The sequence below is a fragment of the Inquilinus limosus MP06 genome (assembly GCF_000767795.1).
Taxonomy (GTDB): domain Bacteria; phylum Pseudomonadota; class Alphaproteobacteria; order DSM-16000; family Inquilinaceae; genus Inquilinus; species Inquilinus limosus_E.
In genome coordinates, this window is sequence record NZ_JANX01000042.1 from 1 (window position 1) to 20,541 (window position 20,541).

16 protein-coding genes are annotated in these 20,541 nt (G+C 69.4%); 10 read left to right on the top strand and 6 right to left on the bottom strand.

Going from position 1 to position 20,541, the window contains the following annotated elements; all coding sequences use genetic code 11:
- A partial coding sequence (locus P409_RS05830) for a cytochrome P450 (RefSeq protein ID WP_034832889.1) occupies positions 1-491 on the top strand: 491 nt, incomplete at its 5' end.
- 64 nt (positions 492-555) lie between these two features.
- Here P409_RS05830 and P409_RS05835 read toward each other — a convergent pair.
- Positions 556-1,440, bottom strand: a complete 885-nt coding sequence (locus P409_RS05835) for a LysR family transcriptional regulator (RefSeq protein WP_034832891.1) — start codon at positions 1,438-1,440, stop codon at positions 556-558.
- A 100-nt stretch (positions 1,441-1,540) separates the two neighbouring features.
- On the opposite strand from P409_RS05835, the gene P409_RS05840 reads away from it, so the two are divergent.
- The 7 genes from P409_RS05840 to P409_RS05870 all read left to right on the top strand — a co-directional run bounded on the left by P409_RS05840 (position 1,541) and on the right by P409_RS05870 (position 9,013).
- On the top strand, positions 1,541-2,530 hold the full coding sequence (locus tag P409_RS05840) for a zinc-dependent alcohol dehydrogenase family protein (protein ID WP_034832893.1): 990 nt from the start codon (positions 1,541-1,543) through the stop codon (positions 2,528-2,530).
- A 98-nt stretch (positions 2,531-2,628) separates the two neighbouring features.
- Entirely contained in the window at positions 2,629-2,961 is a 333-nt protein-coding gene (locus P409_RS05845) for a hypothetical protein (protein ID WP_034832895.1), read from the top strand.
- Positions 2,962-3,106: 145 nt separating this feature from the next.
- Complete coding sequence (locus P409_RS05850) at positions 3,107-4,333, top strand: SGNH/GDSL hydrolase family protein (protein WP_034832897.1); 1,227 nt, start codon at positions 3,107-3,109, stop codon at positions 4,331-4,333.
- A 97-nt stretch (positions 4,334-4,430) separates the two neighbouring features.
- On the top strand, positions 4,431-4,757 hold the full coding sequence (locus P409_RS05855; RefSeq protein WP_152613258.1) for a hypothetical protein: 327 nt from the start codon (positions 4,431-4,433) through the stop codon (positions 4,755-4,757).
- A gap of 61 nt (positions 4,758-4,818) precedes the next feature.
- A complete protein-coding gene (locus P409_RS05860; protein ID WP_034832900.1) occupies positions 4,819-5,157 on the top strand; it encodes a DUF1491 family protein in 339 nt (112 codons plus the stop codon).
- A gap of 57 nt (positions 5,158-5,214) precedes the next feature.
- Entirely contained in the window at positions 5,215-7,281 is a 2,067-nt protein-coding gene (locus tag P409_RS05865) for a M3 family metallopeptidase (protein WP_034832903.1), read from the top strand.
- A 139-nt stretch (positions 7,282-7,420) separates the two neighbouring features.
- Positions 7,421-9,013: a peptide chain release factor 3 gene (locus P409_RS05870; protein ID WP_034832914.1), complete on the top strand. Its 1,593-nt coding sequence runs from the start codon at positions 7,421-7,423 to the stop codon at positions 9,011-9,013.
- A 144-nt stretch (positions 9,014-9,157) separates the two neighbouring features.
- Here P409_RS05870 and P409_RS05875 read toward each other — a convergent pair whose 3' ends face one another.
- The gene (locus P409_RS05875; RefSeq protein ID WP_034832906.1) at positions 9,158-9,685 is read right to left on the bottom strand and encodes an NADPH-dependent FMN reductase; all 528 of its coding nucleotides are present in this window, start codon (positions 9,683-9,685) and stop codon (positions 9,158-9,160) included.
- A 185-nt stretch (positions 9,686-9,870) separates the two neighbouring features.
- On the opposite strand from P409_RS05875, the gene P409_RS05880 reads away from it, so the two are divergent.
- Positions 9,871-10,962: a YeiH family protein gene (locus P409_RS05880; protein ID WP_081991304.1), complete on the top strand. Its 1,092-nt coding sequence runs from the start codon at positions 9,871-9,873 to the stop codon at positions 10,960-10,962.
- A 171-nt stretch (positions 10,963-11,133) separates the two neighbouring features.
- Here the strand turns inward: P409_RS05880 and edd are convergent, their stop codons facing one another.
- The 4 genes from edd to P409_RS05900 all read right to left on the bottom strand — a co-directional run bounded on the left by edd (position 11,134) and on the right by P409_RS05900 (position 18,444).
- On the bottom strand, positions 11,134-12,945 hold the full coding sequence (edd, locus tag P409_RS05885) for a phosphogluconate dehydratase (RefSeq protein WP_034832909.1): 1,812 nt from the start codon (positions 12,943-12,945) through the stop codon (positions 11,134-11,136).
- Between the two features lie 142 nt (positions 12,946-13,087).
- Positions 13,088-13,780, bottom strand: coding sequence for a 6-phosphogluconolactonase (gene pgl / locus P409_RS05890; protein ID WP_052120082.1), 693 nt, complete (start codon positions 13,778-13,780; stop codon positions 13,088-13,090).
- A gap of 3 nt (positions 13,781-13,783) precedes the next feature.
- Positions 13,784-15,262, bottom strand: coding sequence for a glucose-6-phosphate dehydrogenase (gene zwf, locus P409_RS05895; RefSeq protein ID WP_034832911.1), 1,479 nt, complete (start codon positions 15,260-15,262; stop codon positions 13,784-13,786).
- Between the two features lie 305 nt (positions 15,263-15,567).
- The gene (locus P409_RS05900; protein ID WP_081991305.1) at positions 15,568-18,444 is read right to left on the bottom strand and encodes an ATP-dependent Clp protease ATP-binding subunit; all 2,877 of its coding nucleotides are present in this window, start codon (positions 18,442-18,444) and stop codon (positions 15,568-15,570) included.
- Between the two features lie 633 nt (positions 18,445-19,077).
- Between P409_RS05900 and P409_RS05905 the strand changes: the two genes are divergently transcribed.
- On the top strand, positions 19,078-20,541 hold a 1,464-nt coding region (locus tag P409_RS05905; protein ID WP_161790349.1), incomplete at its 3' end, for a calcium-binding protein.

The following is a 20,541-nucleotide window of genomic DNA, read 5'->3' on the forward strand; positions in this document are numbered from 1 at the left end:
CTGCCAACGCCGTCGGCTTCCTGTTCCAGGCCCGCGACGCCGGCGCTGGGCTGCTCGGCAACGCCATCGTCGCCCTTTGCGCCCGGCCGGAGTTGCGCCGTGCGGTGACCGCCGACCGCACGCTGCTGCCCGGGCTGGTGCAGGAGGTGCTGCGCTGCGACCCGCCCGCCCAGAACACCCGCCGTTTCGTCGCCGAGGACACCGAGATCGCCGGCCAGAGGCTGCAAGCGGGCGACGCGGTGCTGGTCGTCATCGCCGCCGCCAACCGCGACCCGGCGCTGAACCGCGATCCCGACCGCTTCGACCCGGCCCGGACCGGCCGCCGACGGCTGACCTTCGGCCATGGCCGGCACGCCTGCCCGGGCGAGGACATCGCCGCCGTCATCGCCGTGGCCGGCCTCGACGCCCTGCTCGACCGGCTTTCGCACTGGTCCGAGCGGCCGGCGGGCTACAAGCCGTCGCCGAACATCCGGATGCCGCGGTTTGCGTGATACCGGTGACCCCTCGCCGTCACAGCAATGACGGCAACGGAGCCCGAGCGGAACCGCCGTCCCCCTACCCGAACGCCTCGACCACCGCGTCGATGAAGCTGCGCAGCTTCGGCGTCGGGCGGCGATCGGGCGCGAACAGGATGTGCATCGGCCGCGACGGCGCCTGATAGCCCGGCAGCACCTGGACCAGACGCCCGGCGGCGATGTCGTCCTGCAGCAGCCCGTCCGGCTGCAGGATGATGCCCAACCCCTCCAGCGCCGCGCTGCGCAGCGCCTGGCCGCTGTTGACCGAGGCGCGGCCGGTGACGCGGACCGCGTGCTCCCGCCCGTCGGCATCGGTGAACTGCCACAGGTCGCGCGGCTCCCAATGGGCGAAGCCGAGGCACTCGTGGCCGGCCAGATCCTCGGGCCGCGCCGGCGTGCCGCGTTCGGCCAGATAGGCCGGGGCGGCGCAGGCGACCAGGCGGTAGGGCCGCAGCCGGCGGGCGATCAGGCTGGAATCGGGCAGCGGCGCGATCCGGATCACCGCCTCGTAGCCCTCCTCCACCAGGTCGACGATGCGGTCGCTCAGCGTCAGCTCGAGGCTGACCTCGGGATGGGCGCGGAGATAACCGGCCACCATCGGCATCAGCTCATGCGCGCCGAAGGTCACCGGCGCATTGACCCGCAGCCGGCCGCGCGGCACGGCACGGAGGTCCTCTGCCAGCGCCTCCGCCGCCTCGGCCTCCGCCAGCACGTTGCGGCAGCGCTCGTAGAAGGCGCGGCCGACCTCGGTCAGGCTTTGCCGCCGTGTGGTGCGTGCCAGCAGCCGGGCGCCGAGCCGATCCTCCAGGAAGCGCACATGCTTGCCCACCATCGGCGCCGACAGGCCCAGCGCCTCGGCCGCGGCGGCGAAGGACCCCGCTTCGACGGCGCGGACGAACACGGCCATGCTGGTCAGTCGGTCCATGATTGGAAACCAATGGTTTCGACTATCGCGACGGAAGCCACATTTATCACGACCTGGAAAGCAATCATATCGGGGGGCGTCCCGTTCACAGGAGCCCGACATGGCCCGCATCGTCCGCATCCACGAGCTCGGCGGCCCCGAAGTCCTTCGCATCGACGAGGTCGAGGTGCCGCCGCCCGGCCCCGGCGAGATCCGCCTGCGGGTCAAGGCGATCGGCCTGAACCGCGCCGAATCGATGTTCCGCACCGGCTACTATCCGGAATCGCCAAATTTCCCGGCCCGGCTGGGCTATGAGGCTGCCGGCGTGGTCGAGGCGCTGGGCCCGGGCGTCACCGGCTTCGCCGTCGGCGACGGGGTCAGCATCGTGCCGCCGCTGTCGATCACCCGCTGGGGCAGCTATGGCGAGATCGCCAACGTCCCGGCCGAGGTGACGGTGAAGCACCCGGCGAGCCTGTCCTGGACCGAGGCCGCCGCCGTCTGGATGCAGTACGTCACCGCCTATGGCGCGCTGATCGAGATCGCCGGGCTCGGCCGCGGCGATGCGGTGCTGATCAACGCCGCCTCCAGCAGCGTCGGCCTGGCCGCGATCCAGATCGCAAACCGGATCGGCGCCGTCTCGATCGCCGCCACCCGCACCGCCGCCAAGGCCGCGGCGCTGCGCGATGCCGGCGCCGCCCATGTCATCGTCACCGGGGAGGAGGACCTGGCCGCCCGCGCCCGGACCATCACCGGCGGGACCGGGGTCCGCGCCGTGTTCGACCCGGTCGCCGGCCCGGGCGTGACTGCGCTGGCCGAGGCGCTGGGCCATGGCGGCATCCTGATCGAGTACGGCGCGCTGAGCCCCGAGCCGACGCCCTTCCCGCTGTTCCCGGCGCTGGTCAAGGGCCTGGCCGTCCGCGGCTACCAGTACAAGGAGATCGTGTCCGACCCGGCCCGCCTCGACCGCGCCAAGCGCTTCATCGTCGAGGGGCTGGCCGACGGGTCGCTGAAGCCGGTGATCGACCGCGTCTTCCCGCTCGACCAGATCGTCGAGGCGACCCGCTATCTCGAAGCCAACCAGCAGATCGGCAAGATCGTGATCACGGTCTGAGGTCTTCGTGATCCGCACAATCACGTTTCATTAACGCGCAAGGATCTAACGTTTTCCTCGATATCGACCGATGCCAACGATCAATTCGGGGACTGATCATGCGCAGTATCGAACAACCTCCGCCTGCCCGGACCACCATCGACTGGGCCCGCCGCTACCTGCAGCGCCTGGACCAGCCGCTCGATCCCTGGGAAGCGGATTACTTCCGCAGCGGCTGCAACTTCCTGGCCCGCGATTCGGCCACCGGCGCGATCGCCTGCTGGAAGTCGATGAACCTGCCGATCGACCGGCGGCGCGAGACCTATACCGGGCCGATGGGCACCACGCCCCTGACCCGGCAGGAGATGGACCGCCTCTCCGGCCTGCTGGAGAAGCTGGCCGATGGCGAGGACGCCTCGCACCAGGTCGCGGCGCTGCGGCGCTTCCGCTGACCATCGGAGGACGTTGGGGGATTGATCGCCGGGCGTGGGGGCCTCCCCACGCCCGCGTCCGCTTCCGCCCGGCCTTGTCGTGGCAGGCTTTCAGTCCTCATACTTCCCGCGCCGGCAGATCCGGCGGGAGCGGGAGGGAAGTCGAATGATCCGACACAACGCCATCGGCCGGTCCTGGCTGGCCGCAGCACTCCTGGCCGCCGCGCTGGCCGTTCCCGGTGCCGCCGCGGCGCAGGATGGCTGGATCGGCAGCTGGGGCGCCAGCCCGGCCTTTCCGGTGGGGCCGGAGCTGAGCAACGCCACCGTCCGCCAACTGGTGCGGATCAGCGCCGGCGGCAGCAAGGTGCGGGTGCGCTTCACCAACGAGACCGGCACCCAGCCGCTGGTGATCGGCGCCGCCACCATCGCCCGGCCCGGCAATGCCGCCGGGTCGATCGACCCGGCCAGCAGCAGGCCCCTGACCTTCGGCGGCTCGACCTCGATCACCGTGCCGCCCGGCGCGCCGGCGATCTCCGACCCCATCGACCTCGCCGTCTCGCCGCTCGACAGCCTCGCCATCAGCCTGTTCGTGTCGCGCTGGACCGGGCCATCGGTGGTGCATCCGCTGGGCGTGCAGACCGCCTGGGTCTCGCTGGCCGGCGACAGCACGGCGGCGGCCACCCTGCCCGACGCGACCGAATCGACCATGCGCTTCATGCTGTCGCGGGTCGAGGTGGCGGCGGAAGGTGGCACGGTGGTGACGCTCGGCGATTCGATCACCGACGGCTATGGGTCGGGCACCGACGCCAACAAGCGCTGGCCGGACATCCTGGCCGAGCGGCTGTCCAAGGCCGGCGGCCCCGCGGTCGGCGTGGTCAATTCCGGCATCAGCGGCAACCGCGTGCTGCACGACCTGCCGGAGCAGCTGTTCGGCCCCAGCGCGCTGTCGCGCTTCGACCGCGACGTGCTGTCGGTGCCCGGCGTTCGCTGGGTGGTGATCATGGAGGGCATCAACGACATCGGCCATCCGGGCTCCGCCGGCCTGCCCGAGCAGGCGGTGTCGGCCGACGATATCATCGGCGGGCTGCGCCAGATCGTGACGCGCGCCCATGCCGCCGGGCTGAAGGCCTATTGCGCCACGCTGACGCCCTATGAGGACACGGTCTTCGCCCATTATTACAGCGCCGAGGGCGAGGCCAAGCGCCAGGCGGTGAATCAGTGGATCCGCACCGGCAAGGGCTGCGACGCGGTGATCGACTTCGACTCCGTGGTCCGCGACCCGGTACAGCCGTCGAAGCTGAAGGCGGAATTCGACGTCGGCGACCACCTGCACCCGAACGCCGCCGGTTATGAGGCGATGGCGAATTCGGTGGATCTGGGGCTGTTCCGCTAGGATCCGCCCCATCGCCGCGTCTTGCCGCAGGATCGTCCGATTTCTGCCGGTTTTCCCCTGACAGATGATGTGCAGCGCAAGCAATGGGGGAATCACCGTGAACTCGATACAACCGAGCCTGTGGCCCAGGCTGCGGCAGCCGCTGATCGCCATGCTGCTGGGCATCCTGCCGATCTGGCTGTTCGTGGGCATGTCGCAGACGACGACCGTCAACGGCCAGGTGGTGCAGGATTCGAGCCTGAACGTGCTGGGCGTGATCCTGGCCATCGCCGGGCTGGTCGTCGTCTTCAGGGTGCTGCGCGACGACGGGTCGTACGGCCACCAGCCGCGCTGGTGGCCGCGGACCATCCTGGCGATCCTGGCCGGGCTGGTCTGCATCCTTCAGGTCGTGCAGTCGCTCGGACTCTACCGGTTCGTCCCGTAGCAGCGATATCGGCCCGACGAGAGGGGCCGGGCGGCGGATGATTTCTGCTATACCCGGCCCCATGAGCAGCGACCGTCTTCCGACCGATATCTGGATCCAGGCGCATCTGCGCCGGCTGGGGCAGGACGCCATCCCGGCCTATGTCGTCCGCAAGGGCGACCCGCGCGCCGGCCTGCTGATCCTGAAGCTGAACCTGGGCCCGGAGGGCTGCCGGGTGCTGAGCCAGTCGCGCGACCTGGACGGCGCCCTCGCATGGCTGCCCGCCAAGGGCGGCGAGGTCCTGGCAGAGGCCGAGGCCGATGCCTATATTGCCCGTGCGGTCCAGCGCGATCCCGACCTGTGGGTAGTCGAGATCGAGGACCGCGAGGGCCGGCATCCTTTCGAGGGCAAGGTCCTCTGAAAGCCTGGGCCCCTTCGCCCTGCCCCCGCCCGCTAGCCAATGGACACTCCCGGCCGCATGGACTCGCAAGCCAACGACACCCTCGACACCGGCGCCAATCCGCTGATCGTGCCGTCGCCGCTGCAGGACCAGGCGGTGCCATTCGACCGCATCGAGGTCGCGCACTACCTGCCAGCGCTGGACCACGCGATCGCCGAGGCGAAGGGCCGGATCGAGGAGATCCTGGCGAACCCGGCGGCGCCGGATTTCGAGAACACCATCGTGGCGCTGGAGCAGGCGGGCCAGGAGGTCGACCGCGTCTCCTCCGTCTTCTACAATCAGCTCTCGGCCAAGACCTCGGACGAGCTGCAGGCGCTGGCCGCCGATTTCGGCGCCAGGAGCGCCAATTTCTCCTCCGACGTCTCGCTGGACCCGCGCGTCTTCGCCCGGGTCAAGGCGGTGTGGGACAGGCGGGACAGCCTCGGCCTGTCCGGCGAGAAGGCGCGGCTGCTGGACGACACCTATAGCGGCTTCGTCCGCAACGGCGCCCTGCTGTCGGACAACGAGAAGGGCGAGCTGCGGTCGATCGACGAGCGGCTGGCCAAGCTGACGCCGGACTTCCAGCACAATGTCTTGAAGGCGACCAACGCCTTCACCCTGTGGATCGAGGACGAGGCCGACCTGGCCGGCCTGCCGGAGGGCGCGGTCAAGGCGGCGAAGCTGGCGGCGGAGGAGCGCGACCGGGCCGAGGCCTGGGTGTTCACGCTCGACGCGCCGAGCTATGTCCCGTTCATGACCTATGCCGATCGCCGCGAGCTGCGCGAGCAACTGTGGCGCGCCTTCAACGCCCGTGCCTTCGGCGGCGAGTTCGACAACCAGCCGCTGGTCAAGGAGATCGCGGCGCTGCGCTTCCAGCGCGCCAAGCTGCTGGGCTATCCGACCCATGCCGCCTTCGTGCTGGAGAAGCGGATGGCGGAGACGCCGGCCGCGGTGGGTGCCTTCCTCGACCGGCTGCTGACCGCGTCGAAGCCGGCGGCGGAGCGCGACCTCGCCGACATCCAGGCGCATGCCAAGAGCCTCGGCGGGCCGGAGCCGCTGCAGCCCTGGGATGTCGGCTACTATTCCGAGAAGCTGAAGCAGCACCGCTTCGACTTCGACGAGGAGGCGCTGCGCCCCTATTTCCCGCTGCAGCAGGTGATCAACGGCGTGTTCGAGCATTGCCGACGGCTGTACGGCTTGGTGTTCCGCCCGTCGGAGGCCTACCCGGTCTGGCATCCGGACGTGAAGGCCTATGAGGTCTATGACGAGGCCGAGGACCGCTATGTCGGCCTGTTCTACGCCGACTTCTTCCCGCGCGCCTCGAAGCGCAACGGCGCCTGGATGACGACCTATCGCGACCAGGGCCTGTACCGCGACGGTATCAAGCGCCCGCATGTCGCCATCGTCTGCAACTTCACCAAGCCGACGGCGGACCGGCCTTCGCTCTTGTCCTATGACGAGGTGCGGACCTTCTTCCACGAGATGGGCCACGCCCTGCACGGCCTGCTGTCGCGCTGCACCTACCGGTCGCTGGGCGGCACCAACGTGTACTGGGACTTCGTCGAGCTGCCGTCGCAGATCTTCGAGAACTGGGTGCAGGAGAAGGACGGGCTGGACCTGTTCGCGAAGCACTATCGCACGGGCGAGCCGATGCCGGCCGATCTGGTGCAGAAGATCCGCGACAGCGCCCGCTTCATGGCCGGCTGGCAGTCGCTGCGCCAGACCTCCTTCGCCATGCTCGACATGGCCTGGCACGACGGCGACCCGACCGCCATCGGCTCGGTGCCGGAGTTCGAGCGCGCCGCCACCGCCCGCGCCCAGGTGCTGCCGCCGATCCCGGAGGCCAACACCTCCTCCGGCTTCAGCCACATCTTCGGCGGCGGCTACGCCGCCGGCTACTACAGCTACAAATGGGCCGAGGTGCTGGACGCCGATGCCTTCGAGCTGTTCCGCGAGAAGGGCCTGTTCGACCCGGAGACCGCGAAGAGCTTCAAGGAGAACGTCCTGGAGCGCGGCGGCACCGAGCATCCGATGGAGCTGTACAAGCGTTTCCGCGGCCGCGAGCCGGATCCGGACGCGCTGCTGCGGCGGGACGGGCTGATGTAGCGGTTCGCCGATAGAGCGGTTCGCCCTTCTCCCTCCCTGTCATGCCTGGGCTTGACCCGGGCATCCAGAAGCTGTCGACATCCTCTGGATTGCCGGGTCAAGCCCGGCAATGACACTTATGAATGTCATTGCCAAGACCATGCCTTCGAACATCGACCCGATCGACCGCCGCCGCACCTTCGCGATCATCGCCCACCCGGACGCCGGCAAGACCACGCTGACCGAGAAGCTGCTGCTGTTCGGCGGCGCCATCCAGATGGCCGGCGCCGTCAAGGCCCGCGGCGAGCAGCGCCGCGCCCGGTCGGACTGGATGAAGGTGGAGCGCGAGCGCGGCATCTCGGTCACCGCCTCGGTGATGACCTATGACTATGACGGCCACACCTTCAACCTGCTGGACACGCCGGGCCACGAGGATTTCTCGGAGGACACCTACCGCACCCTGACGGCCGTCGACAGCGCGGTGATGGTGATCGACGCGGCCAAAGGCATCGAGGACCAGACCCGGAAGCTGTTCGAGGTCTGCCGCATGCGGAACGTGCCGATCACGACCTTCATCAACAAGATGGACCGGGAGAGCCGCGATCCCTTCGACCTGCTCGACCAGATCGAGCAGGAGCTGCAGCTGCACGTCACCCCGGCGACCTGGCCGATCGGCAGCGGCCGCGGCTTCCTGGGCTGCTACGACCTGTTCCACGACCGGCTGGTGCTGATGGCCAAGGGCTCCAAGGGCGCCCTGCCCGAGGAGGGCGAGACCTGCACCGGCCTGGACGACCCGAAGCTGGACCGCCTCTTGCCGGCCGACGCCGTGGCGACGCTGCGCGAGCAGGTGGAGATGGCGCGCGGCCTGTGCCCGGATTTCGACCTGGAGATGTTCCGCGAGGGCCATCTGACCCCGGTGTTCTTCGGCTCCGCGGTCAACAATTTCGGCGTGCGCGAGCTCTTGGACGGCATCGGCGCCCTCGCCCCCTCGCCCCGGCCGCAGCCGACGGCGGACCGGCTGGTCGACCCGGAGGAGAACAACGTCTCGGCCTTCGTGTTCAAGATCCAGGCCAACATGGATCCGAAGCACCGCGACCGCATCGCCTTCGTCCGCCTGGCCTCGGGCCATTTCAAGCGCGGCATGAAGCTGAAGCATGTCCGCTCCGGCAAGGTCATGAACATGCACAATCCGGTGCTGTTCCTGGCCCAGGACCGCGAGCTGGCGGAGGAGGCCTGGGCCGGCGACATCGTCGGCATCCCCAACCACGGCAATCTGCGCATCGGCGACGCACTGACCGAGGGCGAGGATCTGCGCTTCACCGGCATCCCCAGCTTCGCGCCCGAGCTCTTGCAGCGGGTGCGGCCGGACGATCCGATGAAGGCCAAGCATCTCGGCCGGGCGCTGGAGCAGCTGGCCGAGGAAGGTGCCGCCCGGGTGTTCAAGCCGCTGCTGGACGCCAACTGGATCGTCGGCGTGGTCGGCGCTCTGCAGTTCGAGGTGCTGGCCGACCGCATCCGCACCGAATACGGCATCCCGGTGCATTTCGAGCCGGCGCCCTACTACACCGCGCGCTGGATCGAGTCGGACGACGCCGCGGCGCTGAAGTCCTTCCAGGACGGCGTGCGCAGCGCCATGGCCGAGGACCATGACGGCGCCCCGGTCTTCCTGGCCCGCAACGCCTGGCATCTGGACACGGTGACGAAGGAAAACCCGGCGCTGCGCTTCCTGAAGACCAAGGAGCAGACGGCGTAAGCGGCCATCTGTCCCTTCCCTCCCCGTCATCCCCGCGAAAGCAGGGATCTCTTGATGATCGCGCCGAGATCCCGTGTCTGCGACGCAGCACTGCGTGCCGCAGCGCGCACGGGATGACGATGATGGGACCGTCGGTGTCGGGCTCTACGTCTTCGTTCTGATCGCCCCCACGAACGCCTCGATCGCGCCGCCCAAGGCGGCGGCGATCTCGGCATCGGCCAGGATGCCGCGCTCCGGCAGCTTGCGGCCGAGCAGCGGCACGGCGATCGAGGCTTCCGGCACCATCCGCGCCGTCATCACCACCAGCGTCTCCGTCAGCGCCTCCTGGGCGTGATGCGCCCGGGGCGAGGCGTTGATCAACGCCACAGGCTTGTCGACGAACTCGCCGGTCGCCACCACCCAGTCGAGCGCGTTCTTCATCACCCCGGCGACGCCATGGGCGTATTCCGGGCTGGAGATCAGCACGCCGTCCGCCGCCGCCAGCCGCGCCCGGAAATCCACCACTGCCGGAATGGCGTCGGGATCGAGGTCCGGGTTGAAATGCGGCAGGTCGGCGAGGCCGCCATAGACCGACACCTCGACCCCTTCCGGCGCCAGCGCCGCCATGGCGTGCAACAGGGCGGTGTTGGACGACCCGGCGCGCAGGCTGCCGGAGATGGCAAGAATCTTCACGGCACTACCGAGGCTGTCGGAATCTGTATCGAGGATCATAGGCGGTCCGCTGCGACCCGGCCACAACCCCAGCCACCTTCAAAATACAAACCAATCGGCAAAATCGATCGATTTCAAAAAATGAATGCGTTGGATCGTTTGAATGCCGAGGGTCATGTTTGTGACAGTTCCGCATCGAGACTGTCATGGCGATCACCGATCCGCTCCGGCCCTCCCTCTCTGACACCGCCCCTGCCAGCCGCCTGGCGGCCTTCGGGCCGATCCCGGGCGTGCGGCTGGTGCCCGGCCTCCTGCTGTGCGGCGCCGTGACCCTGGCGGCGCTGGGGCTGGAGCGGGTCGAGGCCGGGCTGTTCGGCCATGCCTGGCTGGAGGCGCTGGTGCTGGCGATCCTGGTCGGCGCCCTGGTGCGCACGCTGTGGACCCCGAGCCAGCGCTGGACGCCCGGCATCACCTTCGGCGCCAAGACGCTGCTGGAGATCGCCGTGGTCCTGCTCGGCGCCTCGGTCAGCGTCGGCGCCATCATCTCCGCCGGCCCGCTGCTGCTGGTCGGCATCGCCGCTGTGGTGGTGATCGCCATCGCCGCCAGCTACGGCATGGGCCGGCTGCTGGGCCTGCCTCACCGCATGGCGGTGCTGGTCGCCTGCGGCAACTCGATCTGCGGCAACTCCGCCATCGCCGCCGTGGCCCCGGTGATCGGCGCCGACGGCAAGGAGGTCGCGGCCTCTATTGCCTTCACCGCCGTGCTCGGCGTGCTGGTGGTGCTGGGCCTGCCCTTCCTGCCGGCGCTGATGCACATCACCGAGGTGCAGTACGGCGTCCTGGCCGGGCTGACCGTCTATGCCGTGCCGCAGGTGCTGGCCGCCACGGCACCGGTCGGGGCGATCGCCCTGCAGCTCGGCACCCTGGTCAAGCTGGTGCGTGTGCTGATGCTGGGACCGATGATCCTGGTGCTGACCCTGGTGACACGCCGGCGCAACGAGGACGGCAGCGCCGCCAAGGGCCGGATGCCCTGGCACAAGCTGGTGCCCTGGTTCATCGACGGCTTCTTGCTGCTGGCCGTGCTGCGCTCCTTCGGGCTGCTGCCCGAGGCGGTGCTGGCCCCGGCCGCGACGGCGGCGACCGCGCTGACCGTGATCTCGATGGCCGCGCTCGGCCTCAGCACCGACCTGGGCAGCGTCGCCAAGGCCGGCGGCCGGGTGACCGCCGCCGTCACCCTGTCGCTGCTGGTGCTGGGCGCGATCAGCTTCGGCCTGATCCGGCTGCTCGGGATCGTGTAGGGCCGACGGCGGATCGAGACGTCAGCGGATCAATATTGAACTGTCATCCTCGGGCTTGACCCGAGGATCCAGGGGCTTTCAAGAGCCGCTCCCGGTGGCCCCTGGATTGCCGGGTCAAGCCCGGCAATGACAGAAATAGCGGTCTGTGGCCAACCTGCGCAGTACAGACCCTCAGAAGATCGACGCCCCCGCATCGGCCCGGCCGGCGGCGTGGCGGAAGGCGGCGAAGAGCTCGCGGCCGACGCCGACATGCGACGGGGCGAGATCGGCCGTGGCGTCCTCCCGCGCGGCCCATTCCTCGGCGTCGATGTCGCGGATCTCAAGCCGGCCGGTCACCGCGTCCAGGCGCAGGATGTCGCCGTCGCGCAGCTTGGCGATCGGGCCGCCGACCGCCGCCTCCGGCGTCACATGGATCGCCGCCGGCACCTTGCCCGAGGCGCCGGACAGGCGGCCATCGGTGACCAGCGCCACCTTGCGGCCGCGGTCCTGCAGCGCGCCGAGCGGCGGCATCAGCTTGTGCAGCTCCGGCATGCCGTTGGCCTTCGGGCCCTGGAACCGCACCACGGCGATGAAGTCATGGTCCAGCGCCCCGGCGCGGAAGGCGGCCTGCAATTCCTCCTGCGAATGGAAGATCCTCGCCGGCGCCTCGATCACATGCCGCTCCGGCGCCACCGCCGAGGTCTTGATCACCGCCCGGCCGAGGTCGCCGTCCAGCACGCGCAGGCCGCCGGTGGCCTGGAACGGCTCGGCCGCGCCGCGCAGCACCGCGGTGTCGCCGCTGGCCGTCGCCGCGTCGCGCCACACCACCTCGCCCTTCCCGTCCAGCCCGGGCTCGACCGTGTAGCGGTCCAGCCCGCCGCCCCAGATGGTGGCGACATCACTGTGCAGCAGCCCGGCTCCCAGCAACTCGCGGATCAGGAAGCCGGTGCCGCCGGCGGCGTGGAAATGGTTCACATCGGCCTTGCCGTTCGGGTAGACGCGGCACAGCAGCGGCACGGCCTCGGCCAAGTCGGAGAAATCGTCCCAGGTCAGGGTGATGCCCGCTGCGGCGGCCATGGCGATCAGGTGCATGGTGTGGTTGGTCGACCCGCCGGTGGCGTGCAGCGCCACCACGCCGTTGACCACCGCGCGCTCATCCATCAGCCGGCCGACCGGCATGAACTCGTTGCCCAGCGCCGTGATCGCCAGCGCCCGCTTCGCCGCCTCCAGCGTCAGCGCGTCGCGCAGCGGCGTGTTCGGATTGACGAAGGAGGAGCCCGGCAGGTGCAGGCCCATCACCTCCATCAGCATCTGGTTGGTGTTGGCCGTGCCGTAGAAGGTGCAGGTGCCCGGCCCGTGATAGGATTTGGCCTCGGCCTCCAAGAGCGCGTCGCGGCCGACCTTGCCCTCGGCGTAGAGCTGCCGGGCCTTGGCCTTCTCGTCATTCGGCAGGCCGGAGGGCATGGGCCCGGCCGGGATGAACACCGCCGGCAGGTGGCCGAAGGACAGGGCGCCGATCACCAGCCCCGGCACGATCTTGTCGCAGACGCCGAGGAACACGGCGGCGTCGAACATCTGGTGCGACAGGGCGACCGCGGTCGACAGGGCGATGACGTCGCGCGAGAACAGCGACAGCTCCATCCCCGCCTCGCCCTGGGTGACGCCGTCGCACATCGCCGGCACGCCGCCCGCCACCTGAGCGGTGCCGCCGACCGCCCGCGCCGCCTGGCGGATCAGGTCCGGAAAGCGCTCGAAGGGCTGATGCGCCGACAGCATGTCGTTGTAGGAGGTGACGATGGCGAGGTTCGGCCCCTCGCCCTCGCGCAGCGCGCCCTTGTCGATGCCGCAGGCGGCGAAGCCATGGGCGAAGTTGGCGCAGCCCAGGCGGCGGCGAGCCGGCCCCTGCTCCGCCGCGGCGGCGATGCGGTCGAGATAGGCGGACCGGGCGTCATGGCTGCGCCGCGCGATCCGCTCGGTCACCTCGGCAATGCGGGCTTGCACCATCGGGCTGGCTCCTTGGCTCACTGTCTCGCCCCGACCGGGCCAGACAGCATCCTCCGACCCGATCATGCATCATGATCAATATGTTATCGAACTTATTTGAAGTTTCTTGTTAACCCTGGACGCTGCGCGTCAGACGCATGCGTCACGGGCACCAGAAGATCTCGACCGGGCGGCGGGTCAGCACGGCGCGGATCGGCATCGCCTCCGCCGGGCCGCTGACCAGGGCCGCCTCCAGCACGCGCTGCTTCCCTGCCCCTTCGATATGAAGGCACAGAGTGTCGGCCGCCAGCAAGACCGGCAGCGTCAGGGTGATGCGCGGCTCGCCCGCCGCAGGCGCCCGCATGGTCTCCAGCAGCTGCCCGGGGGCCGGGTCCAGCGCCTGCACCAGCCTGTCGCCGCCAGGGAAGAAGGAGGCGGTGTGGCCGTCGTCGCCCATGCCCAGGATCGTCACGGCGAAGGGAAGCGGCAGGGCGGCGATACTGGCCGCCACCCGCGCCATCCCGTCCTCGGGCGTCGGCGCGTCGATATGCAGCGGCACGAAATTCGCCGCCGCGGCCGGGCCCTGCAGCAGGTGCTGCCGGACCAGGGCGGCGTTGGAGCGGTCCGACTCCTCGCCCACCCAGCGCTCATCCACCAGGGTGACGTCGACCCGCGACCACTCCACCGGCTTCTGCGACAGCGCCTCGAAGAACCGGGTCGGGGTGCGCCCGCCGGAGACGGCGAGCGCGGCCCGGTCGGTGCGCGCAAGCCGCGCCGTCAGCGCGTCGGCGACATGCCCGGCGAGGGCATCGGCGAGCGCCTCCTTGGTCGGGAAGTCGTGACGCGCGATCGCCATGGCTCAGTCCTCGTCCTCGTGCCAGGTGCGGCCGTCGCGCTCGATCAGGGCGATCGCGGCGGACGGGCCCCAAGTGCCGGCGGTGTAGGGCTTCGGCGGCTCCTTCGACGCCTTCCAGGCCTCGATGATCGGGTCGACCCAGGTCCAGGCCTGCTCGACCTCGTCGCGGCGCATGAACAGGCTCTGGTTGCCGCGGACGACATCCATCACCAGCCGCTCATAGGCGTCCGGGTTGCGCACGTTGAAGGCCTTGGCGAAGCTCATGTCCAGCGGCACATGCTGCAGCCGCATGCCGCCCGGGCCCGGATCCTTGATCATCAGCCACAGCTTCACGCCCTCGTCGGGCTGCAGCCGGATGACGAGGTGATTCTGCGAGATGGTGCCGGCCGAGCTGTCGAACACCGAATGCGGGATGGCGCGGAAGGTGACCACGATCTCCGACATCCGCGCCGCCAGCCGCTTGCCGGTGCGCAGGTAGAACGGGACATTGGCCCAGCGCCAGTTCTCGATCTCCGCCTTCAGCGCGACGAAGGTCTCGGTGAGGCTGCCGGGGTTGCCGAGCTCGTCGAGATAGCCCGGCACGGCGCCGCCGGCCGAGGCACCGGCGCGGTACTGGCCACGCACGGTGATGTGGTTGACCGTACCTTCGCTGATCGGCTTCAGCGCCTTCAGCACCTTCAGCTTCTCGTCGCGCAGCGCGTCGGCGTCGATCGAGGTCGGCGGCTCCATGGCGACGAGGCAGAGCAGCTGCAGCATATGGTTCTGCACCATGTCGCGCAGCGCGCCGGCGCCGTCATAGTAGCCGGCGCGGCCCTCGACCCCCAGGCTCTCGGCCACGGTGATCTGGACATGGTCAATATGCGATGCGTTCCACAGCGGCTCGAACAGCGCGTTGGCGAAGCGCAGCGCCATCAGGTTCTGCACCGTCTCCTTCCCGAGATAATGGTCGATGCGGTAGATCGACTCCTCGGGGAACACCTTGCCGATGGCGTCGTTCAGCGCCCGGGCCGATTCCAGGTCCTTGCCGATCGGCTTCTCGACCACGACGCGGGCCCGCTCGGTCACCAGGCCGTGCGCGCCCAGCTGGTCGCAGATGTCGCCGAACAGGTCGGGCGAGGTGGCGAGATAGAAGATGCGGATGCGCCCGGCATCGTGGCCCAGCGCCTCGCCCAGCCCGTCCCAGCCCTTACTGGCCGCGACATCGACCGGGACGTAGGACAGCCGGGCCAGGAAATCCTCCAGCACCGTGCCGCTCTGCTCCGCCGACGGCACATGCTGCAGGATCGCCTTGCGGGCGAAGTCGCGGAACTCGGCATCCGACATCGGCCGCCGCGACGTGCCGATGATCCTCGCATCCGGTGGGACCTGCCCGGCCTTGTCGCGCTCATAGAGCGCCGGCAACAGCTTCCGCTGGGACAGGTCTCCCGTCGCGCCGAACACGACGATGTCGAATGGCTCCACGGCGATGACGCGCGCGATCATGTATCCAACCCTCGGACCAAATCGAGCCGCTGTTATCGGCGGGTCGGACGGCAAGTGCCAGCGGGAAGTTGCGATCGAGGGCCGGCCGCACGCATGCGTCGGTTGAGTCAGGCGCGGGTGCGGTGCGTTGCCCGCCCTGCGGCTGATGAAAAGACAGGCAGATGCCTCGTTTTCGGCCTCAGCCTCCCCACACCGTCATTGCGAGCGCAGCGAAGCAATCCATCGATCCGCAAGAGCGAAGGCATGGATTGCTTCGTCGGCTTCGCCTCCTCGCAATGACGGCGAAGAGTTGATAGGCCGAGATCCTAGCCTCTGGCGCGCGGCGACCGGCCGCCCTTGGCCGGGCTCTTGCCGGCACCGTCGGCCGGCTTGGCCTTGGCCGATGCGGCGCGCTTTGCAGGGGCGGCCCGCTTCGCCGGCGCGGCCTTGCCGTTGCCGGTCGGCTGGGCCTTCGCCGGCTTGGGCTTGGCGGCCGGCTTCGCGGCCTTCGCCGGCGTCTCCGTCTTGGCTGCCGGCTTAGGCCCGACCGTGTAGGTCACCTCGCCCTTGTCGGCGCGGAAGACGACGCGGTCGCCCTCCTTCACCTCGCCCTTCAGCATGCCCTTGGCCAGGCGTGTCTCAACCAGCTGCCGGATCTGGCGCCGCAGCTCACGGGCGCCGTATTCCGGCTGGTAGCCCTCGGCGGCCAGCAGCTCGACCAGCGAGTCATCCGCCACCAGGTCGATGTCCTGCCCGCGCGCCGTGGTGATCACGCCGTCCAGCTGCAGCCGGACGATCTGCTTGATCTGGTCGTCGGTCAGCGCGTGGAAGATGATGATCTCGTCGATCCGGTTCAGGAACTCCGGCCGGAAGTGCTGGCGCAGCACGCCCATCACGTCGCCCTGGACGCCGCTGCCGGTGGCGTTGAAGCCGATCCGGGTCTGCCGCCCCATGATGATGTCGGAGGCGAGGTTCGAGGTGGCGATGATCAGCGTGTTGTTGAAATCGACCACCCGGCCCTTGCCGTCGGTCAGGCGGCCGTCGTCGAACACCTGCAGCAGCACGTTGTAGACGTCCGGATGCGCCTTCTCGATCTCGTCCAGCAGGATCACGCTGTAGGGCCGGCGGCGCACCCGCTCGGTCAACTGGCCGCCCTCGTCATAGCCGACATAGCCCGGCGGGGCGCCGATCAGCCGCGACACGGCATGGCGCTCCATATACTCGCTCATGTCGACACGGATGATCGCGTCCTCGTCGCCGAACACCACCTCGGCCAGGGCCTTGGCCAGCTCGGTCTTGCCGACGCCGGTCGGGCCCAGGAACAGGAAGTTGGCGATCGGCCGGTGGCCGCGCTGCAGCCCGGCGCGCGACAGGCGGACGGCGTCGCTGACCGCCTGGATTGCCTCCTCCTGCCCGATCACCCTTCGATGCAGCCGCTCCTCCATCTGCAGCAGCTTGGCCTTCTCCTCGGCCGTCAGCTCGGTGACCGGGATGCCGGTCAGCTTCGACACGATCTCGGCGATATGCCCGACCGTGACCTCGGCCGTGCTGGACCCGATGCGGTGCTTCCACGCGTCGGTCAGCTCGGCCAGCGCCTTCTCCTTCTCGGCGAGCTGCTCCTCGAACGCCTTGGCCCGGTCGAAGCGCTTGCGCGAATTGGCGTAGGCGTGCTCGCGCTTCAGCTGCGCCACCTCCGATTCCAGCTCCTGGATCTCGGCCGGGCGCGAGGTGGTCGACAGGTGGACGCGGGCGGCCGCCTGGTCGATCAGGTCGATCGCCTTGTCCGGCAGGAAGCGGCCGGAGATGTAGCGGTCCGACAGCTCCGCCGCGGCGAGGAAGGCCTGGTCCTGGATCGTCACCTTGTGGTGGCCCTCCAGCCGGTCGCGCAGGCCGCGCAGGATATTGACCGTCTGCTCCACCGTCGGCTCGGCGACGAGGACCGGCTGGAAGCGCCGCTCCAGCGCCGCGTCCTTCTCGATATGCTTCTGGTACTCGTTCAGCGTGGTGGCGCCGATCAGGTTCAGCTCGCCCCGCGCCATCGCCGGCTTGAAGGTGTTGGCGACGTCCAACCCGCCCTCGCCGCCGCCCTGCCCGGCGCCGACGATGGTGTGGACCTCGTCGATGAACAGCAGCAGCTCGTCGCGGTGCTCGGCGATCTCGTCCATCACCTGCTTGACCCGCTCCTCGAACTCGCCGCGGAACTTGGAGCCGGCGACCAGGCTGTTGACGCTGAGCTCGACCAGCCGCTTGTCGCGTAGCGTGTCCGGCACCTCGTTGTTGACGATACGCTGCGCCAGCCCCTCGACGATCGCGGTCTTGCCGACGCCGGGCTCGCCGATCAGCACCGGGTTGTTCTTCTTGCGCCGGGCCAGGATCTCGATCGTGGTCTCGACCTCCTTCGACCGGCCGATCACCGGGTCCAGCTTGCCCTCGCGCGCCAGCGCCGTCAGGTCGCGGCTGTACTTGTCGAGCTGCGGCGTGTTCGACGGCCCCTCGACCCGTCCCTCCTCCGCTCCGGTACCGACCGTTCGCACCGTCTGCTGCCGGAGCGCCTGCGGGGTCAGCCCGTATTTGCGCAGCAGGTTGCCGGCGAAGCTCTCCGGCACCTGGGCCAGGCCGAGCAGCATGTGCTCCGGCCCGACATAGGAATGGCCGAGCTGGCGCGAGATCAGGAACGCCTGGTCCAGCGCCGCCTTCATCCGCGGCGAGACGCCGATCTCGGTGCGCGGCCCGGGCTGCTCGGTGCCGCGGAGGGCGTTCTGGTCGATGTAGCCGCGCAGCTCCTCCGGCGAGATCTTGAAGCGCCGCAGGATCGCCTGGATCACCTCGCTCTCCGCCAGCTCGTACAGCAGGTGCTCGGTGTCGACCTCGCGCTTGCCGAACTGCACCGCCTTCTCGGCGGCGCGCTGCAGCAGCTCCTTCGCCTGCTCGCTGAAATGGCTCTGCAGGTTCAGGGCCGTCCGCTCCGACCCGGGCGGGCCGCGCCGTGGCGACCCGGAGGACGGCGTGGCCTGACCGAAGAAATCCTCCAGCCCGGAGCCGCGGACCAGAGCCTCCAGCGGCGAGACGTAGCGCTGGTGCCGGGCCAGCTGCTGGTAGTGGTAGTCGCAGACATCGAGCTGCCGGCGCTGGCCGTTCTGCAGCACCGTGACGCGCACGGTGGCGGGCCGCTCCTGGCAGATGTCGCAGAGCTTCTGGGCCATGATCTCCACTCCGGGTCCGGATCGGCCTTCGCACGAGGCCTGTTGCGGGGGCGGCCCGGCATGAATCCGGGTCGGAAGAGCGTCGAGGCTGCGCCTTTTTCCCGCCAACGTTTGCCGCCGGACAGGGTTCCGGTGCTGAGGCATGATGCACCGGCCGAAACGCGAATTTAAGCATCGCGACGGCAGCATTCCGATGTTTGGAGAAAGTCGGACACCATGGCTGTCGCCCAACTCCTCGCCCGGCGCGAAAGGCAGCGCCTCGACGACGTCCTGCGCGCCGCCGCATCCTGCTACACCACCGCGAGGCGGAGAAGTTCGAGACCGTCGACGCCGCGGGGCGAGAGCGGCAGCGCAGGCCCGCCTGGCCGGCGAGCGGGCGGAAGCGGCCGAGCTCTGACCCCATCCTCGGCTTCGTCCTGCGCTGGCGCGGCACCGGCCGCGGCTGACCGGAAAAAAGTCCGCCGACTTCCCCAGCCCTGACACAAAACCGCCCTCGTTTCCGCTGCATTCCAGCCGACGCTGCCCTCCAGCGTCACCACCCGCGATGCGCGAAACGGCCGCGGCCGGCGGATACGGAGTCACCGCCCTGCCCTGGCGCGTCGCGGTCCGCTGTAATGGGAAAGGGGACCCAGCATGACCGACTATAACGGCACGCCCGGCGACGACATCATCCACGGCTCGCCCGGCAATGACGACATCTTCGGCGATGACGGCAACGACCAGCTCTATGGCGAGGCCGGGGTCGACACCATCAATGGCGGCAATGGCGACGACCAGCTGTTCGGCGGCGGCGGCTCCGACGACATGATCGGCGGGCCGGGCACGGATGTGCTGCATGGCGACGCCCTCAACGACACGCTGCATGGCGGCGCGGGCAACGACACCCTCTATGGCGATGACGGCGATGACACCCTGACCGGTGCGGCGGGTCAGGACAATCTCCATGGCGGTGCCGGCATCGACACCGTCGACTATTTCTACAGTGCCGGCGGTGTCTGGGTGACCATCGGGGGCCGCGGGCTGTTCGCCGACGCCGCGGGCGATCTGATCGGCGACGATGTCGAGAACGTCACCGGATCGGCCTATGACGACACGCTGGTCGGCTCGGCCGCGAACAACTACCTGGCGGGCCATGACGGCAACGACACCCTTAAGGGCGGTGCCGGCGACGATATCCTGTTCGGCGGCCAGGGCGCCGACACCTTCCAAGGCGGCGACGGCATCGACACCATCGCGTATTACCGCTACTGGCAAAGCTATGGCGTGACCGCCGTGATCGGCGGCACGGGCAGCGGCGGCGATGCCCAAGACGACATCATCGGCGCGGATATCGAGAACATCACCGGCACCGCCTGGGACGATACCTTCACCGGCTCCGCCGCCGCCAACACGCTTAAGGGCTTCACCGGCAACGATGTGTTCAATGGCCTGGGTGGCAATGACTATCTCTGGGGCGAGGCCGGCGACGACGTCCTCAATGGCGGGGACGGCAACGACTGGCTGATCAGCGGCCAGGGGGCCGACGTCCTGAATGGCGGGGCCGGCATCGATGGCGCCAGCTATATCACCAGCGGCGACGGCGTCACCGTCACCCTCGGCGGATCCGTCTCGGGTGGCTATGCCACCGGCGACACCATCGCCGCCGACGTCGAGAACCTGCAGGGGTCAGACCTGGCCGATGCCCTGACCGGGAACGACGGGGCCAACACGCTCTACGGCGAGGACGGCAACGATACGCTGCGCGGGGGCAACGGCGACGACTGGCTCGTCGGCGGAGCCGGCGCCGACACTCTCGCGGGTGGCAACGGCACCGACGGGGTCAGCTATTTCGACAGCGCCGCCGCGGTGACCGTCACGCTCGGCGGCACGGGCTCGGGCGGCGACGCGCAGGGCGACGTCATCGCCGCGGACATCGAGCGTGTCGAGGGCTCGGCCCATAACGACGTGCTGACCGGCTCGGCCGGCGACAACTGGATCTGGGGCCTCGAGGGCAATGACACCGTCCGCGGCGGCGGCGGCAACGACTGGCTCTTCGGCGGTGCCGGGGCTGACAGCCTGGCCGGCGGCGACGGTATCGACCGGGTCAGCTATGAGGAC

What these genes read in the sequence shown, in the direction of transcription:
- P409_RS05835 (WP_034832891.1), bottom strand. Translation starts at nt 1,440, where the DNA reads ATGGACCGACTGACCAGCATGGCCGTGTTCGTCCGCGCCGTCGAAGCG.
- P409_RS05840 (WP_034832893.1), top strand. Translation starts at nt 1,541, where the DNA reads ATGGCCCGCATCGTCCGCATCCACGAGCTCGGCGGCCCCGAAGTCCTT.
- P409_RS05845 (WP_034832895.1), top strand. Translation starts at nt 2,629, where the DNA reads ATGCGCAGTATCGAACAACCTCCGCCTGCCCGGACCACCATCGACTGG.
- P409_RS05850 (WP_034832897.1), top strand. Translation starts at nt 3,107, where the DNA reads ATGATCCGACACAACGCCATCGGCCGGTCCTGGCTGGCCGCAGCACTC.
- P409_RS05860 (WP_034832900.1), top strand. Translation starts at nt 4,819, where the DNA reads ATGAGCAGCGACCGTCTTCCGACCGATATCTGGATCCAGGCGCATCTG.
- P409_RS05865 (WP_034832903.1), top strand. Translation starts at nt 5,215, where the DNA reads ATGGACTCGCAAGCCAACGACACCCTCGACACCGGCGCCAATCCGCTG.
- P409_RS05870 (WP_034832914.1), top strand. Translation starts at nt 7,421, where the DNA reads ATGCCTTCGAACATCGACCCGATCGACCGCCGCCGCACCTTCGCGATC.
- P409_RS05880 (WP_081991304.1), top strand. Translation starts at nt 9,871, where the DNA reads ATGGCGATCACCGATCCGCTCCGGCCCTCCCTCTCTGACACCGCCCCT.
- edd (WP_034832909.1), bottom strand. Translation starts at nt 12,945, where the DNA reads ATGGTGCAAGCCCGCATTGCCGAGGTGACCGAGCGGATCGCGCGGCGC.
- pgl (WP_052120082.1), bottom strand. Translation starts at nt 13,780, where the DNA reads ATGGCGATCGCGCGTCACGACTTCCCGACCAAGGAGGCGCTCGCCGAT.
- zwf (WP_034832911.1), bottom strand. Translation starts at nt 15,262, where the DNA reads ATGATCGCGCGCGTCATCGCCGTGGAGCCATTCGACATCGTCGTGTTC.
- P409_RS05900 (WP_081991305.1), bottom strand. Translation starts at nt 18,444, where the DNA reads ATGGCCCAGAAGCTCTGCGACATCTGCCAGGAGCGGCCCGCCACCGTG.